This window comes from Novipirellula herctigrandis, from assembly GCA_007859835.1.
Taxonomy (GTDB): domain Bacteria; phylum Planctomycetota; class Planctomycetia; order Pirellulales; family Pirellulaceae; genus Novipirellula_A; species Novipirellula_A herctigrandis.
The window spans coordinates 1-2228 of sequence record SJPJ01000006.1 but is presented as its reverse complement, the minus strand read 5'-3'; the positions used below and the strand labels follow the sequence as shown (position 1 = coordinate 2228).

The 2228-nt window shown below is 56.5% G+C and carries 1 protein-coding gene; it reads left to right on the top strand.

What is annotated here, in order from left to right:
• Nucleotides 1-631 precede the first annotated feature (631 nt).
• Nucleotides 632-1969 carry an IS110 family RNA-guided transposase gene (locus CA13_RS34275; protein WP_146403238.1) on the top strand — a complete coding sequence of 446 codons (1338 nt, stop codon included), beginning with the start codon at nucleotides 632-634 and terminating at the stop codon, nucleotides 1967-1969.
• Nucleotides 1970-2228: the final 259 nt, after the last annotated feature.

The window sequence follows — 2228 nt, the reverse complement described above, 5'->3', positions numbered from 1 at the left end:
GGTTCGTCGGGTATATCGTTCACCGGCATCAGCCGCGAGCCAGTGTTGTGACGCCAAGGCCCAACACCAGCATACCGATCTTCGTTGATCGGATAACGGCCCGGATCAGCGGGGACCGGGAGTTGAGCAACCATTCGAGAAAACGTACCACCGGTCCTCCGTTGCATCCGATGGTTATCTGACTAACTTCGCGCGCGAAGAGGAGGCCTGGGAGGAACAGTGTTTTTACTTGAATTGGTTGTGATGGGATGCGAAAAAGAGAGGGCACGGATCGGGTCGCGGAGGCCGTCTGCGGATTGGTGCGTGGGACGCATTAAGTGTCCCATAGCCCGCTGGTTATCTTGGCCCTGCTGAGCTCTTGGCGTTGGCATTGATGGCACGCGAATTGGCCAAAGCCGACTCGCACGACCTCGTTGGAGAACCTAATCACTTCAAGCTCAGTACGCCCGATCCGTGCGTTTTAACTTCCTCAGTCAAACTCGGCCAAGGAGACTTCATTGTGTCACGTAAGAAACGAAAAAACAAGCGAGGCGTCAGCGGAAACAAAAAGCCGCTCACCGCTCGCCCGGTCACTTCCAAACGGAAGACTCGACGACGTGGCGGACTTCCCGTCGACAACGCCCCGGAAAACATCAACTCGCTCAAGCAGGTCAACCTGAATGCTGCCGGGATCGACATCGCTTCGGGGGTTCACTTCGTCGCCGTGCCTGCAGAGCGAGACCCAACCAACCACGTTCGCAGTTTCGGTGCCTTCACCGCTGACCTTCATGGCATCGCAGATTGGCTCAGGGAGTGCCAGATCACCACCGTTGCGATGGAGTCCACCGGAGTCTACTGGATCCCGTTGTTCGAACTGCTTGAGCGAGAGGGATTTGAAGTCATCTTGGTCGAACCAAGTCAAATCAAGAAGTTTCGTCGCAAGACCGACGTGCTGGATTGCCAGTGGATTCAAACGCTGCACACATTCGGACTGCTGACCGGTTCGTTCCGGCCCGCCGATGACATCATCGTGCTGCGAGGCTACATGCGACAACGCGAGATGCTGGTCAAGCACGCTGCCCAGCATGTTCAGCACATGCAAAAAGCCATGGAGCAGATGAATCTGAAATTGACGGAAGTCATCAGCGATATTTGTGGTGTGACAGGACTGGCAATCATCGACGCGATCTTGGCGGGCGAGCGAGATCCTCAAAAGCTTGCCAGGCATCGCAACGATCGTTGCAAGAATGATGAGGCCACGATCGCGTTGGCACTGCAGGGCAGCTGGCGCGACGAGCACCTGTTCTCGCTCAAGCAGGCCGTCGAGCTGTATCGCTACTACCACGAAAAGATTGCGGAAGTGGACGAGTGCATTGAAAGGTACCTTGGTTCGATGGAAGACAAGAGCGGAGGCAAGCCGCTGCCCAAGCTTCCACGATCCAAACAACGCAGCAAACGTGGCAACGATCCCAAGTTCGATTCACGTTCGCTCCTGCATCGGCTCACGGGTGCCGACCTGACGACCATTGACGGGATCGCCGAGCACTCGGCATTGCAGATTGTTTCGGAGATTGGCTTGGACATGTCGGCGTGGCCGACGGCGAATCACTTCGTCAGTTGGCTGAGCCTGTGCCCCGAGCTAAACAAGTCCGGCGGGAAGAAGCAGAAGAAAGGCAAGAGCCGAACGCATCGCAGTGGCAATCGAGTGGCGCAAGCACTGCGTGTCAGTGCCCAAACGTTGATCCAATCCAAGTGCGCCCTGGGAGCGTACGTTCGCCGGATCAAGGCGAGAGACGGAGCGCCCAGTGCGATCACAGCGACAGCGAGAAAGCTAGCGATCATCATTTACACCATGTTGAAAGAGGGCGGGGAGTACCGAGACATTGGGGCTGAGGCGTACGATGCGAGGTACCGTGAACGACAAGTCAACAGCTTACGTCGCCGAGCCGAGCACCTGGGCTTCGATATCTCACCGAGCCCGGCGGCTTAGCCTTCTGGAGCAAACATCCGAAGCTTCACATCGCGAAGGCTATCGCTCTGCGCTGCCAGCGAAAAAGCGTTGCAAAACACAAGAATGACAGCCCGAAACAGCAGCTTCGGCGAGGAAAAAATGCACTCAGAGACATCAGCGACACCCGATCCGCAATCCTCAAGGTGTTGTTCCTGGAGATCCGTAATTTTGAACACGCGACTAGCGGTCAATGCGACCCAATCTTACGATCTTCTGCTGCGTCTTACGGTCGCCCCAG